Here is a 13521-nt window from a genome sequence, read left to right as displayed (position 1 = left end):
ATTATGTTATGAGTGAGGACTATTGTCATCAATGATATGTTTTTTGCCTATTATTTTCAAAACAGCATTAAAAGTACAATCAACCTAAACGAAATAAATGGGCTATATATGGAATTTTAAAGAAAGAATGAAATGAATAAATAGTAAATCAGTGTTTATACTTTAATGATGAACACTGATTATCTTTATATATATAAACGTGCAATGCGTGATTATTATCGCTTAGCTGACGATTTCATGAATCATTGTCATTTGAGTTTGAATGAAATGAAACAACATTATCAAAATCGAGGTGAAGATCATCAATATGTCTTTATTATAAAATATGGAACAATTGTAGCGTATTTAACACACTATTATACTGATTGCTTGTATTCTTCAAAAGATAGGACATATTCGCTGTCTCATCATATAACAATTTATGTGATGGAAAATGAACAAATGAAGGAATTTGACAGTTTAAGTATCCAACGACTTAAAAAGAAAATTCAATATTTACAAAAAGCAAAGAGATAGTGTTTCTTTGCTTTTCTCTTTGTGTTATAATAAAGAATACAGGAGGGGATGATATGCGATGGCTTTTATTTATATTCAATACAATATCTGAGTTATATGCTATTTTTCTTTTAAAACTTAATCGTCGTCAAAGAGTATTACCATTACCAGATAATATTTCTGATGTTTATGATCAAAAGGAGTATCAGCGATGGCAACAGTATGAAGATGAGACTGATCGTTTTTCAATCATATCACAATTTATAAGTTTTATCTGGATGACTTTTTTTATTTTATCACCTTATTATGGTTGGATATCTGCATTATTGCCACAAAATATACTTCTTAATTCACTACTGATGATTGTTGTGACATACACTATAGAGTTAATCACAGAAATTCCTTTGAATTATTATCGGATCTTTGTGATTGAAGAAAAATATCAGATGAATACAATGACTTTACATCTTTTTATTATTGATTTATTGAAAGATACTTTGATAAATATGGGAATTCTTGCAGTGTTATTTTTATTTATTCATTATTTTTCTTTATGGTTTGGGTATATGGCATTTGTTGTTTTATTTGTTGTTTTGGCTGTTATATTTACTTTGATACAAAGACATCCATTAGTTTTAATGAAACTGTTTAATCAATTTACACCTCTAGACGAAGGTAATTTAAAAGATCAATTAACGCAATTGGTTTATAAACATGGTTTTGAATTAAAAGGAATTTATGTGATGGATGCATCAAAACGTACTAAGCGAGCCAATGCTTTTTGTACTGGTGTAGGGAAGAAAAAAGAAATTAGTTTAGATGATAATATGCTTGAACAATATAGCGATGATGAGATAGTGGCTGTCTTTGCGCATGAATTTGGACATGCTATTTTAAAACATACTGAGAAGTCAAAATGGTTGATTTATGGTCAGTTAATCATTATGTTTGGTATTTTTTTATTTGTCATGATGAATAAATGGCTATATGCTGATTTTGGTATTGGTCAACTCAATTATTTTATGGTTATGATTGTTTTATCAATACTTCTTGTTCCAATTTCTAATGTGAGCAGTCTTATTTCTGGCTATTATTCTAGACGGTTTGAGTATGAGGCTGATGCTTTTGCTGTAAAAGAGGGGTATGGTGAATCTTTGCAATCTGTGTTAAAAAAACTATCACGGGATGATTTATCCAATATTTATCCTCATCCTCTTGTTGTAAAGTTAACTTATAGTCATCCGCCTTTATCACAAAGAATTGAAGCTATGGAAAAGGAGAAAAACAATGATAAGAGATGTTGAAAAAACAATTGGAAATTTAATAGATAAAGCAACATTGACAGTGATTAGTAGTTTGGATGAGAACTGTTTTCCAATTAGTAAAGCGATGCTTTCACCACGAAAAAGAGAGGGTATTCAGGTATTTTATCTAACGACAAATACATCTTCATTAAAAGTTCAAAATTTTAAACGTGATTCACGTGCTACACTTTATTTTGTCGATAAGAGATTTTATCGTGGTGTTAGTTTATTAGGACATGTTGAAATTCTTGAAGATCACGCTTCAAAAGAAATGATATGGTTAGATGGTGATACAATGTATTATCCTTTGGGAGTTGATGATCCAGATTATTGTGTTATTAAATTTACAGCTTTTAAGGGAAGATATTATCGACAGTTCCAATCCATTGATTTTGATGTTCCTTGTCAAGAAAGTTCTTATTAATTGAGAACTTTCTTATTTTGTTCATGTATTGTTAATATGGCAAGCATATACTATATTTAAATAAAGGTAGAGGGTTAAATAATGTTTGGATATGTTGTAGTGAATAAACCAGAATTAAAATTTAAAGAATTTGATATTTATCAGTCATATTATTGTGGGTTATGCCAGACTTTAAGAAATAAGTATGGATTAAAAGGGCAGGCTTCATTAAACTTTGATATGACTTTTTTAGCAATGTTATTGAGTTTGCTATATGATGCGTCAACTACGAAAGTTACAGAACGTTGTTTGATTCATCCAATGAAGAAACATATGAAATACTTTAATGAATATATTGATTATGCTGCTCAGATGACAATTGTACTTGCTTATTATAAATGTGAAGATGATTGGTTAGATGAGAAAAGTCTTGTTAAACAGACCTATAAGAAAATGATTCATCATACATATGAAACAATTAGACAAGTGTATCCACAAAAGATTGCAGTTATTGAAAGAGAATTACATCAGATTAATCAGTATGAGAAAGATGCGCATGATAACATTGATGATTTGGCTGGTTGCTTTGGTCGTGTGATGGGGGAAATATGTGCTTATCAGGATGATATTTGGCATGATGATCTCTATGAGTTTGGCTTTTATTTAGGTAAATTTGTTTATCTGTTAGATGCTTATGATGATATTGAAGAGGATATAAAGAAAAAGACATTTAATCCTTTTTTAAAACAATATCAAAATGCTGATTTTGATGAATCAGTATATTTGATTTTAGAAATGATGATTTCTAGATGTGCAAATGCATTTGAGTGTTTACCAATTACAGAAAACATTGAAATTTTAAGAAATATCATATATAGTGGTGTTTGGACAAAGTATGAGTTAAGAAAGATGAAAAGATCGGAGGATAAGAAATAATGGATCCATATCAAATATTAGGAATATCTCCAAGTGCATCTGACGATGAAGTGAAACAGGCTTATCGTACATTAAGTAAGAAATACCATCCAGATGCCAATATTAATAGTGCCCATCAGGCTGAATATACAGAAAAATTTAAACAGGTACAAAATGCCTATAAAACAATTATAGATAGTCGTAAACGCGGATTTACCAATCAAAGCTATGGCACAGGTACAGGTGGTCAGAGTCAGTCAACATATAATTATCAAGGGAATGAGCAAGCAGCTTTTAATGATGCAGCTGCATATATTAATGCGGGGCGTTTTCAAGATGCTCTCAATACATTAGAACAGATTCGTAGTCGTAACTCAATGTGGTTTTATTATAGTGCTCTCGCTATGAATGGAGTGGGAAATAATGCAACTGCGTTAGAATATGCGAAGACTGCAGCACAGATGGAACCAGGAAATTTACAGTATTTATTTTTGGTTCAGCAGTTGCAGGGAGCATCTGGACAATATCGTAGTACTCAACAGGCTTATGGATCACCATTTGCTGGAACAGCAAATTGCTGTTATAGTATTTTGATGATGAATTTATGTTTAAGTTGTTGTTGTAAATAAGTTAAAGGAGAAAAATGATGAGTAAAATTATTGGAATTGATTTAGGAACAACAAATAGCTGTATGGCATTTATTGAAAATGGAAAGACAACTATTATTCCCAACAGTGAAGGAGCGAAAACAACTCCAAGTGTCATTGCTTTTACAAAAGAAAGACAGAGATTGGTTGGAGAAAGTGCTAGACGTCAGGCAGTAACAAATCCTGAACGTACAATAACTTCTATTAAACGTGAGATTGGGACACCTTATACAAAAAGAATTGATCAGAAGGATTATACACCTCAAGAATTATCTGCGATGATTTTACAGAAATTAAAGATAGATGCTCAAAACTATTTAGGTGAAGATGTTAGACAAGCGGTTATTACTGTTCCAGCTTATTTTAATGATGCTCAGCGTCAAGCAACAAAAGATGCTGGAAGGATAGCTGGTTTAGAAGTTTTAAGAATTATTAATGAACCAACTGCAGCAGCTTTAGCTTATGGTTTAGAAAATAGTTATGGTCAAAAAATCATGGTTTTTGATTTAGGTGGAGGAACGTTTGATGTTTCTATTATTGAAATAGGAAATGGTGTTATTGAAGTTTTATCGACTTCTGGTGATAATCACTTAGGAGGAGATGACTTCAATGAGTGTTTAGCCCAATATATTATCAATGAATTTAAGAAAATAAATGGAATTGATTTATCACATGAACAAATGGCAAAACAGCGTATTGAAGAAGCTGCTGAAAAAGCAAAAATAGAATTATCAACAATGACATCAGCAGTTATTTCTTTACCATTTATTACAACAACATCACAAGGACCATTCAATTTAGAAATGACAATAACGCGAGATCTATTTAACCGTTTAACACAAAAATTAGTCGAACGTACAATTTTGCCAATGCAAAATGCATTAAATGATGCGAGATTATTACCTGCTGAATTAGATAAAATTATTTTGGTTGGAGGATCTTCGCGTATTCCAGCTGTTCAAGATAAAATCAAAGAAGTGACAGGCATTATTCCAAGCAAATCATTAAATCCAGATGAATGTGTTGCAATGGGAGCTGCTATTCAAGGTGGAAAGTTATCTGGAGATGTTACTGCAATGGGACAATATGATGTTTTATTACTTGATGTTACACCTTTAACATTATCTATTGAAACAGTAGGTGGAGTTGCAACGCCTTTAATAGAGCGTAATACAACAATTCCTACAAGTCATAGCCAAATTTTTACTACTTCTTCAAATTTCCAAACGCAGGTTGAAATTAACGTTTTACAAGGAGAAAGACCATTAGCCAAAGATAATAAGTCTTTAGGAAAATTTAAATTAAAGAAAATCAAACGTGCAATGCGTGGTGTACCACAGATTGAAGTGACTTTTGATATTGATGCAAATGGTATTGTGAGTGTTTCAGCTAAAGATCTTGCTAGCGGAAATATGCAAAGTATTACCATTGAGAATGGTTCTCATATGTCTGATGATGATATTGAAAGAGCTATTCATGAAGCTGAACAATTTGCTCAGCAGGATGCTCTTTTAAAGGAAAGACTTATCTTTAAAAATGAAGTAGAAACTTTGATTTCACAGGTTGATCAAGCATTATCTCAAAATGGGAAACAATTGGATAAAACAGTCAAATCACAAATCAAAGATGAATTGGCACATTTTAAGAAATTAACAAAAAAAGTGAATTATGAAACATGTAGTGACGATGAATTTAATCAAATTAAGGATGCAAAACAAAAATTAGAAGATGTAGCAGGGATTGTCCTTTCTATGTCACAAGGACAAGTATAGTGGAGAGTTTTCTCCACTTTTTTTCAACTATACTTTGTTTGAAAAAAGATGTATAATGAAAATATAGTATAATTTTAGAAAATAAGAGGAAAAAGACATGAAGCAAAAACAAAGTATGGGAATATATACCTGTATTTGGATAATAGCAATAATCATATTAATTGTTTCTTTATTTCAAAATCTTGGTTATGCAAAAGTCATTAATTACAGTGGTATTGTGAGAGGGGCAACGCAGAAGTTAGTTAAAGAGGAATTGCAAGGTGAGAAAGATGATGATGTCATTGTCTATCTTGATAAGATTATTCATGAATTGCAGACAGGCCAAGGCGAAAATGGGTTAATGAAAATTGACAATGAAAAATATCAAAGTCAGTTAGCGACAATGGAAGTTTCATGGGATTTGATGAAAAAAGAAATTCAAAATGTAAGAAATGGAGCATCTGAAAAACGTTTATATGAGTTAAGTCAAGATTATTTTTCTCAAGCTGATCAAATGGTTGCAACTGCTCAAAATGTTTCTGACCAAAGTTTGGTTTCGTCAATCACTTTATTTTTTATTTATCTATTAATAACTGGTGGAGTTTTTGCTTTTTGGTATCATTATAAACAAAGACAGATTAAAAAGGTTATGTATATTGATAAATTAACTGGACTACATAATTTTTTAGCATTTCAAATGGATGTTCAAAAGAAATTAGAAACTTTAAATGATGAAGTCTACTTATTAATTTATTTTGATATTGATGATTTTAAATACTTAAATACATCATATGGATATACTTTTGGCAATCAATTATTAAAAATTGTTGCACAATTTTTAAGTAAATTTATTCAGCCTCAGGGTGTGTGTGCTCGTAATGGAAGTGATAATTTCTACGCTTTATTCCCATATAGTGAAGATGTTATTGATCATTTTAAAGAAGAACTAAGATGTGATATGAAAGCACATACTGATTTGGATATTATTGATGATATTACTTTAAGTTTTGGTGCTTGTCTTGTGAATAGTCAGAATGATGTTCAGAATATTCTTGATAATGCTTTATTAGCTCATAAAAATGCGAAAACTGTGGGAAAAGGTTGTACTGTATGGTATGATCAAAACCTTTTGGATAAATTGTATCAAGAAAATATGATTATTAAACAAATGCATCATGCATTAGTTCAACATGAATTTCAGCTCTATTTACAACCTAAATTTCATATTCCTTCATTAGAAATTATTGGTGCTGAATCTTTAGTACGTTGGCATATATCAGAACATGAAATATTGTATCCTGATGAATTTATTCCTTTGTTTGAAAAGAATGGCTTTATTTATGATTTGGATTTCGATATTTTTAGACAAACATGTGCATTTATTGATGATTATCATTTGTTAGAAGATTTTCCTATTTCTGTTAACTTTTCAAGAGTGACTATACATCATAAAGATTTCTATAATGAACTTCATAAGATAATAGAAGAATATCATATTCCTGTAGGATGTATAGAAATAGAAATTACTGAAAGTGCATTTAATGACTTATCATCTGCAATTATTGATATGTTGAATCGCTTGAGAGAGGAAGGCTTTATTATTTCAATGGATGATTTTGGAGCGGGATATTCTTCATTAAATCTTTTGAATTCTATGTCAGTGGATGTTTTGAAGATTGATTGTCAGTTTTTATTAGAACAGGAATCAAAGAAGGAACAAATTATTCGCTTAATTGTTGATTTGGCAAAGACACTCAATATGAAAGTCATTTGTGAAGGTGTCGAAACTAAGGAAGATATTCAATTATTAGAGAAAGTTCATTGTCCTTTAGGACAAGGATATTATGTTTCATATCCTGTGATTCATGATGAGTTTGCAAAAAGGTTTTTAAGGGAAAAAGAAAAGGCATTATTATAATGTCTTTTCATTGTTAAAGAGGAGAGAAATTATGGAAATAAGATTTGCGACAATAAATGATATAGAAAAAATTGCTGATATTGAAAAAATTTGTTTTCCTAAGGCAGAAGCGGCAACTTATGATGAATTTAAGGAACGCTTTGATATGTTTGGTGAATGTTTTTTAGTTGCTGAAGATCATCATCAAGTTATTGGGTTTATCAATGGATGTTGTACAAATGAACCATCTTTACCTGATGAACTTTATCATAATCCAGCATTACATCAAGTGAATGGATTATATCAAACAGTTTTTGGTTTAGATGTCTTGCCTGATTATCGTCATCAGGGAGTTGCTGGATTGTTATTAAATGCATTGATAACTCTTTCAAAAGAAAGAGGAAAAAGTGGAGTGGTTTTGACTTGTAAAGATTATCTTATTCATTATTATGAGAAATTTGGATTTGAATGTCTGGGGAAATCAGCGTCTAACCATGGAGGTGCAAAGTGGAATGATATGTATCTTACATTGCATAAGGAGGATATATAATGAATTTTCAATATAGTGAAATTACGCAAAGTGATTTGAAGAAATGTGCACAATTATTTCAAGATGCTTTTGCACAGGATCCATGGAATGAAACATGGACATATGAACAAGCTTACATGCGTTTGGATGAACTGATGAGTTCTAAAGTTGTTATGGGTTATGTTGCTTATGATAATGGTATTTTAGCTGCAATGATTTTAGGGCGTCAAATGACTTATATGGATAAAAAAGATTTATGGATTGATGAACTTTGTGTAAGTAAAAATTATCAGGGGCATCATTTAGGCAGTCAGCTTTTGAATTATACAAAACAGGAGTGTATAAAACAGGGGATTCATGGAATGGTTTTAAATACAGTGAAAGGATTTTTAAGTGAAAATTTTTATCAAAAAAATGGTTTTTATGAAAATATTTCATTAGTTTGTATGTCTTGTGAATTTTAAGGAGAGAAATATGGCAAATAATCAATTGTTAGATGATATCATTGAAATGCAGAGTTTAGCTCAAGCGGGATTGTATTATGGACATGATAAATTTGATTTAGAACGTTATGAGCGGATTAGAGAACTGGCTGCTGATATGTTAGCCATCTGTTTAGAAATGCCAGTAAGTAAAATAAAAGATGTCTTTTGTCATGAAGAAGGTTATCAGACGCCTAAATTAGATACTCGCGCAGCAATTTTTAATGAAATGGGAGAAATATTACTGGTACAAGAAAACGACGGTCTATGGTCTTTACCTGGTGGATGGGTGGACATGAATACTTCTATTAAGGAAAATACTGAAAAAGAAGTGAAAGAAGAAGCTGGATTAGATGTCAAAGCAATAAAGATTATTGCAATTATGGATAGAGATAAACATAATCTTCCACGTTATCTTTATAAAGTTATAAAAGTTTTTGTTATGTGTGAAGTTATTTCTGGTCATTTTGAAGAAAATATTGAAACAATCCAATGTCAATATTTTGCTGCTCAACAGTTACCAGAACTTTCTACTGCAAAAAACAATAAAAAACAAATAGAAATGTGTTTTGAATCTTATCATCATCAAAATTGGCAAACTTATTTTGACTAATATTTCATTTTAGATAAATGATACATTTTACTTTATGTTGTAATAATATAAAATATGCTTGTTATGATGATATCAATTTAAGGTCAAAGATATGCTAAATGTTTCATGATAAAGTACAAATTCAACTAAAAAAGACAATACGGTCTTGTGACATACTCCCGTTGCCTAAAGAGACGGAACTTCTCGTTTGATCGCACCAATGTGCTGAGCATAAACGAGCTATCCCCGTGTGTCCCACGGTTTTATCTGTTTGCTGGCTACTCATCGCTAACCGTTTACCCTTGTTTCTGATATTTATTACGTTTGAATGTTTGTGTAAAAAATCTTTTCGTTGATTTGCAACATTAATATGCTATTTCTTTTGGTTGCTTGAATCTTTCTGCATTTTGGACAACTTACGATGTTCTGCGTTTGAATATATTATGAATTTATATGCTTTGTTCAATGCTTTTCACTTTGGCTTTCTATATGTTTTTTGATGACTTCAATAGGTGTAACAGCAAACAAAAACTAAGACTCCAGAAATGTTCTTTCCAGAGTCTTAGTCTACTGCTTGCACTTTTGTAGGCGTTTATGAATTTACTGATTTCTGATTTCAGAGATGCTTTATGTCAATATGGTTTTTATCATGATTCCATTCTTGTAATGTAATATTGTAATTGGGTGCAATGTACTTAAAAATCTCTTTTGTACGATTGAAAACATCATTATCAAAGATATTTCTTCGGTATTTCACGACAAGCACAAGATGATAATACAGCAAAAATACCGAATGCACATTATTGTCTAACTCCATATATGATCATGCTTCTTTCTCTTTTGATTGATTATACAATAACATACTGTTTTGCATATATCAAATAAGGGAGAAGTGCAGTTCATCTCCCTCCCTTTAAAAGTGGGGGACTTCTTGTTAAGATAGGTTAGAAATATGTTTTTGTATAAACGACTTTACCTATTACACGAACAGGGAGTGTTTCTACTTCCTGCATAGAAAAATAACGATTTTCAACTTGAGGATTCGTTGCTTCTAAAACCAGCATATCTGGTTTTTTTATTATTTTCTTAACAGTAACTTCCTCACCAGCAATCATAACAACTGCAATATCACCAGAAGAAACAGTTGAACATTGTTTAATAAGAGCTAAATCACCATCCATAATACCAGAGCCAATCATTGAATCACCTTGAATCTGAAGAAAGAAATCACCTTTGTAAAAATCATCTTCAGTCACTTCTTCTTCACCTAAATAATTTTCATCAGCATACATGTTATAACCAGCTTTCGCATAACCAAGAATAGGTCTTTTCAAATGAACAGAAGCTCCTTTAATAATAGGTTCTATATTATAACCAAGTAAATCACTTAAACGCTGTAAAGTTTCATCTTGAATTCTTTTGACATCTCCAGAAATCCATCGACTTACTGTGGACTTTGTTACACTTAATTGTTTTGCGATTTGATCATTTGTCAATTGAAAACGATATTTATAATCTTTAATGACATCCTTGAGTTCCATAAGATACCTCCTTTATGCATATTATAATTAATTATTCAACAAAAAGAAAGTATTATTTAAATAAAAATAAAAATGTTGCATAAAACAGTTGAAATATGCAACAATGTCGATTATAATAAAACCAAGGAGTGAGACATATGTGGGAAAGAGTAATAGTACATGCAGATTTAAATCACTGTTATGCACAGATAGAAGAAATGATGTATCCTGAATTGAGACAAGTGCCCATGGCTGTAGGTGGAGATGAACAGTCTAGACATGGAATTATTTTAGCAAAAAATGATTTAGCTTATGAATATGGGATTAAGACAGGAGAATCGTTAAGAGAGGCATATCGTAAATGTCCTGATTTATTGATTATTGAACCTCATTATGATGATTATCTTTATTATACTGAGGAAGTTAAAAATATATATCGTGAATATAGTGATAAAGTAGAAAATTTTGGATTAGATGAAGCTTGGATTGATTTAACTGCTTCACAAGGATTGTTTGGAGGGAATCCTGTTGAAATTGTTAGAGAAATACAAGAACGTATTTATAAAGAATTAGGATTAGCTGTATCAATGGGAGTCAGTTTTAATAAAGTTTTTGCAAAATTAGGAAGTGATTTTAATAAAAAAATGGGATTAACAGTTATTTCTCAAAAAAATTATAAAAATGTTGTTTTTCCATTGCCAGTTGATGAACTTTTCTATGTTGGCAAAGCAACAGCTGCTAAATTAAAAGAAAAGAGTATTTATACAATTGGAGATATTGCCTATAGTCGGCAAGAGTATTTAAAGTCGTTTTTAGGAAAACATGGAGAAATGATTTGGCGTTTTGCTAATGGGTTAGATGTTAGTGATGTGACTCTTTTAGAATATGAAAATAGACCAAAATCAATTGGGAACGGCGTGACAGCACCACATGATCTTTCAACATTTGAAGAGGCTAAAAATGTTTTAAGAGTATTGGTAGAATCAGTTGCGTCACGTTTAAAAGAACGCGAATTAAGAGGATCAGTGATTACGATTGGGATGCGTGATCATGAATTACATAGCTTTACTCGACAGAGAAAAATTGATGTGGCTACAAATATTTCTAGTGAAATTATGCAAACTGTAGAGTTGTTATTGAAAGAAAACTGTATGAGTCAGTATTCAGGTTATTTAGATAGACCGTATCGTAGTATGAGTGTAAAAGTAAGTCAATTAGAGGAAGATATCCCTCAAGTTCAGCTAAGTTTATTTACTGATGAAAGTCAGCGTCAGAAGGAAAAGAAACTTGATTTAGTAATAGATGAAATAAGAAAAAGATTTGGATATGAAAAAATCAAACGCTGTTGTTTAAATATTCATCAGGAATTAACAAGTTTTAATCCTAAAGAAGAACACATTATTCATCCTGAAAGCTGGTTTAAATCTTCATGAGACTATATAAAAGGTATGTGGATATGATTGTGTTAACGAATAAGGAAGGACAATTAAAACCCTTATATCTTATATGGGAAGGAGCTAACGGTAAAGAGAATTTTAAGATTGATAAAATTCTTGATATTCGTAAATCAAGTTCGAAAGTTGGAGGCTGTGGTATTTTGTATGAATGTTATATTGATGGTAAAGTAAGAAAACTATTCTATGAAAAAGATCGCTGGTTTATTGAAAGTTATCGTCCTTAATTGACTCTTAATAATGAAAGGGAGGCAGTATAATGCTTAATCCAGATAAAGTATTGAGAGATATTTATATATCAGATGTGATTTTAATGGAAGAAGAAATGGCTATGATGGAAAGCGTAGATGAAAGTTATTTTGATAAATTAGAAAGTTTATATCAAAAATTAGATCATGATAGTCAATTATCAAAAGAGGATATAAAAGATTTAGAAAAAAGTTTTGAAAATTTTTATTTTGAATATGCTTTTGTTCAATTTAAACGTGGATTAGAGTTGGGTTTATGTATGAAAAATATTTGTTGCTGAGGAAATGTAATGCTACATTTCCTCATTTTTGTTACAATAGATATAAGAAAGGATGATGGATATGAGAAGTACTGTTGATGTTATGATGGTTGAAAATTTAAATCAGATTTTAAAGAAAGAAGGAATTGCATATTCTTTGCATACAGTTGGTGGTTGTTCATGTTGTGGCTTGTATCTAAGATGTGATGGAGAAGAATATGATAGAAACCATATACTTGAAATAATCAATACCTACTTGGCAACAAAATGGTTAGTAGCGAGTTTTCAAATAGATGATCCATCAATGATATACATAGATTCAAAATTTGATAAGAGGTAAAAAAGTCAAATTGACTTTTTTGTTTTTTTAGTTATTAAAAATGGAAATTTTTTGCGTATATATATAATAGAAGGGTATTTTTATCATTGATAATTGTTTTCTTTAAGCAATAATTGTATAATATCCTTAAGATATACCTCATAAATATGTTTTGTTTCTCTAACTATAAAAATCTATAAGAAGCCTGAAGTATTTGCTGATTTTGCCAATCTTGTCCTTTTTAACGGCAAAGAAATCATTAAGCCGGATATGCTTCATCAGTAGGACAGTGATGGCTCAACCCAATCAGCTGTTCAACTTATGTGATGTTAATAAAAGATAATATCTGCATTTTATACCAGTTGTAAAGATTGTCATCTATACTGGTGAAAGCTACTGGATAAAGCCAAGAACGCTTAAGGATCGCATGTATATTCCTAAAGTGATCAATGATAAGGTGAATGACTGGAATGGGAACATTATGGATATGAAGGAAATGGATTATGCAAAACTAAGATGCACAAGCAATCAGAAGATTGTCATGACAATATTATTAAGCAAGGAAGAGGCAATAGTGGTTTTCACAATCATAAGAGTGAAAGAACTGATTGGCTACATAAAAAAGAAGAAAAGGAGGAAGTAAGTATGTGTACAGCAATGAGAGAATTTAGAAAAGGGAGATTGATCATTTAAAATCAGTCTCCC

15 protein-coding genes and 1 pseudogene are annotated in these 13521 nt (G+C 30.8%); 14 read left to right on the top strand and 2 right to left on the bottom strand.

Going from position 1 to position 13521, the window contains the following annotated elements; translation table 11 throughout:
* Positions 1-165: 165 nt before the first annotated feature.
* From BN350_RS02495 to BN350_RS02450, 10 genes are all read left to right on the top strand, one after another.
* Positions 166-516 carry a hypothetical protein gene (locus BN350_RS02495; RefSeq protein WP_028042179.1) on the top strand — a complete coding sequence of 117 codons (351 nt, stop codon included), beginning with the start codon at positions 166-168 and terminating at the stop codon, positions 514-516.
* 53 nt (positions 517-569) lie between these two features.
* The gene (locus BN350_RS02490; protein WP_028042178.1) at positions 570-1799 is read left to right on the top strand and encodes a M48 family metallopeptidase; all 1230 of its coding nucleotides are present in this window, start codon (positions 570-572) and stop codon (positions 1797-1799) included.
* Entirely contained in the window at positions 1783-2223 is a 441-nt protein-coding gene (locus BN350_RS02485; protein WP_196802944.1) for a pyridoxamine 5'-phosphate oxidase family protein, read from the top strand. Before BN350_RS02490 ends, BN350_RS02485 begins: the two co-directional genes overlap by 17 nt.
* Before the next feature lie 81 nt (positions 2224-2304).
* On the top strand, positions 2305-3138 hold the full coding sequence (locus BN350_RS02480; RefSeq protein ID WP_028042176.1) for a DUF5685 family protein: 834 nt from the start codon (positions 2305-2307) through the stop codon (positions 3136-3138).
* Positions 3138-3746, top strand: coding sequence for a J domain-containing protein (locus BN350_RS02475; protein ID WP_028042175.1), 609 nt, complete (start codon positions 3138-3140; stop codon positions 3744-3746). Before BN350_RS02480 ends, BN350_RS02475 begins: the two co-directional genes overlap by 1 nt.
* Before the next feature lie 17 nt (positions 3747-3763).
* A complete protein-coding gene (gene dnaK / locus BN350_RS02470) occupies positions 3764-5536 on the top strand; it encodes a molecular chaperone DnaK (protein WP_028042174.1) in 1773 nt (590 codons plus the stop codon).
* Between the two features lie 97 nt (positions 5537-5633).
* On the top strand, positions 5634-7433 hold the full coding sequence (locus BN350_RS02465; RefSeq protein ID WP_028042173.1) for a putative bifunctional diguanylate cyclase/phosphodiesterase: 1800 nt from the start codon (positions 5634-5636) through the stop codon (positions 7431-7433).
* A 31-nt stretch (positions 7434-7464) separates the two neighbouring features.
* A complete protein-coding gene (locus BN350_RS02460) occupies positions 7465-7962 on the top strand; it encodes a GNAT family N-acetyltransferase (RefSeq protein ID WP_028042172.1) in 498 nt (165 codons plus the stop codon).
* Entirely contained in the window at positions 7962-8405 is a 444-nt protein-coding gene (locus BN350_RS02455; RefSeq protein ID WP_028042171.1) for a GNAT family N-acetyltransferase, read from the top strand. The genes BN350_RS02460 and BN350_RS02455 overlap by 1 nt, the downstream gene beginning before the upstream one ends.
* A gap of 10 nt (positions 8406-8415) precedes the next feature.
* Positions 8416-9036 (top strand): NUDIX hydrolase N-terminal domain-containing protein, encoded by a 621-nt coding sequence (locus tag BN350_RS02450; RefSeq protein ID WP_028042170.1) that lies wholly within the window; start codon positions 8416-8418, stop codon positions 9034-9036.
* Between the two features lie 441 nt (positions 9037-9477).
* On the opposite strand, the pseudogene tnpA reads toward BN350_RS02450, so the two are convergent.
* Positions 9478-9832: pseudogene (gene tnpA / locus BN350_RS20160) on the bottom strand (IS200/IS605 family transposase).
* Positions 9833-9959: 127 nt separating this feature from the next.
* Positions 9960-10556 carry a LexA family protein gene (locus BN350_RS02445; protein ID WP_028042169.1) on the bottom strand — a complete coding sequence of 199 codons (597 nt, stop codon included), beginning with the start codon at positions 10554-10556 and terminating at the stop codon, positions 9960-9962.
* Between the two features lie 137 nt (positions 10557-10693).
* On the opposite strand from BN350_RS02445, the gene BN350_RS02440 reads away from it, so the two are divergent.
* From BN350_RS02440 to BN350_RS02425, 4 genes are all read left to right on the top strand, one after another.
* The gene (locus tag BN350_RS02440) at positions 10694-11968 is read left to right on the top strand and encodes a Y-family DNA polymerase (RefSeq protein ID WP_028042168.1); all 1275 of its coding nucleotides are present in this window, start codon (positions 10694-10696) and stop codon (positions 11966-11968) included.
* Positions 11969-11991: 23 nt separating this feature from the next.
* Positions 11992-12216, top strand: a complete 225-nt coding sequence (locus tag BN350_RS02435) for a hypothetical protein (RefSeq protein ID WP_231385223.1) — start codon at positions 11992-11994, stop codon at positions 12214-12216.
* A gap of 32 nt (positions 12217-12248) precedes the next feature.
* Positions 12249-12518 carry a hypothetical protein gene (locus tag BN350_RS02430; RefSeq protein ID WP_028042166.1) on the top strand — a complete coding sequence of 90 codons (270 nt, stop codon included), beginning with the start codon at positions 12249-12251 and terminating at the stop codon, positions 12516-12518.
* Positions 12519-12579: 61 nt separating this feature from the next.
* A complete protein-coding gene (locus BN350_RS02425; RefSeq protein ID WP_028042165.1) occupies positions 12580-12837 on the top strand; it encodes an RDAC family protein in 258 nt (85 codons plus the stop codon).
* The last annotated feature ends 684 nt before the right edge of the window (positions 12838-13521 follow it).

It is taken from the genome of Candidatus Stoquefichus massiliensis AP9 (assembly GCF_000455285.1).
GTDB classification, from domain to species: Bacteria; Bacillota_I; Bacilli_A; order Erysipelotrichales; family Coprobacillaceae; genus Stoquefichus; species Stoquefichus massiliensis.
Note: the sequence above shows the minus strand (reverse complement) of the source record. Positions and strands in the feature narration are given on the sequence as shown.

Bases quoted from the DNA above. Each gene is read 5' to 3' on its own strand.
- BN350_RS02465 (WP_028042173.1), top strand. From the start codon at position 5,634: ATGAAGCAAAAACAAAGTATGGGAATATATACCTGTATTTGGATAATA.
- BN350_RS02475 (WP_028042175.1), top strand. From the start codon at position 3,138: ATGGATCCATATCAAATATTAGGAATATCTCCAAGTGCATCTGACGAT.
- BN350_RS02435 (WP_231385223.1), top strand. From the start codon at position 11,992: ATGATTGTGTTAACGAATAAGGAAGGACAATTAAAACCCTTATATCTT.
- BN350_RS02480 (WP_028042176.1), top strand. From the start codon at position 2,305: ATGTTTGGATATGTTGTAGTGAATAAACCAGAATTAAAATTTAAAGAA.
- BN350_RS02440 (WP_028042168.1), top strand. From the start codon at position 10,694: ATGTGGGAAAGAGTAATAGTACATGCAGATTTAAATCACTGTTATGCA.
- BN350_RS02450 (WP_028042170.1), top strand. From the start codon at position 8,416: ATGGCAAATAATCAATTGTTAGATGATATCATTGAAATGCAGAGTTTA.
- BN350_RS02430 (WP_028042166.1), top strand. From the start codon at position 12,249: ATGCTTAATCCAGATAAAGTATTGAGAGATATTTATATATCAGATGTG.
- BN350_RS02485 (WP_196802944.1), top strand. From the start codon at position 1,783: ATGATAAGAGATGTTGAAAAAACAATTGGAAATTTAATAGATAAAGCA.
- BN350_RS02455 (WP_028042171.1), top strand. From the start codon at position 7,962: ATGAATTTTCAATATAGTGAAATTACGCAAAGTGATTTGAAGAAATGT.
- dnaK (WP_028042174.1), top strand. From the start codon at position 3,764: ATGAGTAAAATTATTGGAATTGATTTAGGAACAACAAATAGCTGTATG.
- BN350_RS02460 (WP_028042172.1), top strand. From the start codon at position 7,465: ATGGAAATAAGATTTGCGACAATAAATGATATAGAAAAAATTGCTGAT.
- BN350_RS02425 (WP_028042165.1), top strand. From the start codon at position 12,580: ATGAGAAGTACTGTTGATGTTATGATGGTTGAAAATTTAAATCAGATT.
- BN350_RS02490 (WP_028042178.1), top strand. From the start codon at position 570: ATGCGATGGCTTTTATTTATATTCAATACAATATCTGAGTTATATGCT.
- BN350_RS02445 (WP_028042169.1), bottom strand. From the start codon at position 10,556: ATGGAACTCAAGGATGTCATTAAAGATTATAAATATCGTTTTCAATTG.
- BN350_RS02495 (WP_028042179.1), top strand. From the start codon at position 166: ATGATGAACACTGATTATCTTTATATATATAAACGTGCAATGCGTGAT.